This window comes from Streptococcus sp. HMSC10E12 (assembly GCF_001807855.1).
Lineage (GTDB): Bacteria > Bacillota > Bacilli > Lactobacillales > Streptococcaceae > Streptococcus > Streptococcus salivarius.
In genome coordinates, this window is record NZ_KV791088.1 from 59,081 (window position 1) to 59,409 (window position 329).

Here is a 329-nt window from a genome sequence, read left to right on the forward strand (position 1 = left end):
TGGTGGCAAAGAAGTTAAAGAAGTCCGTGTCCCAATCTGGTCAGATAAGAATGGTCAAGATGATCTCACTTGGTATCATGCCGACAAACAATCAGACGGAAGTTACAAGGTTCATGTCGACACAGCCAGCCATAAGGGCGATGCTGGTACATATTCTGTGCATCTTTACTATATGTTAGACGGCAAGAGAACCTATATTACAGAAACTAAAGCTACAGTCCCTCAATCTACAGAATCCCAAGTGACAGGGAAATTGACCATCAGCAATCAAACCTCTAATGGTTTTGATGTTGTTGTAACCAATGTTTCAGGTGGTGGCAAAGAAGTTA

At 41.9% G+C, this 329-nt stretch carries 1 protein-coding gene; it reads left to right on the forward strand.

The genetic code is table 11. The annotated features are described in order from the left end of the window. On the forward strand, positions 1–329 hold a 329-nt coding region (locus HMPREF3112_RS11610), incomplete at both ends, for a GBS Bsp-like repeat-containing protein (protein ID WP_256262657.1).